The following is a 226-nucleotide window of genomic DNA, read 5'->3' on the forward strand; positions in this document are numbered from 1 at the left end:
GGTTTAGAAGGACGAGGCTTTGGTTGTAGTGCTGGTTGGGTATTAGTCGGTTTTGGTGTAGTTGGTGTAGAAGGACGAGGCTTTGGCTGTGGTGCTGGTTGGGTACTGGGAGTAGAACCAGTACCAGAAGGTTGAGGTTTTGGAGTAGATGCTGGAGTTGGAGTTGGAGTTGGAGTAGAACCAGTACCAGAAGGTTGAGGTTTTGGAGTAGATGCTGGAGTTGGAG

The sequence above is a fragment of the Pelatocladus sp. genome, from assembly GCF_059505505.1.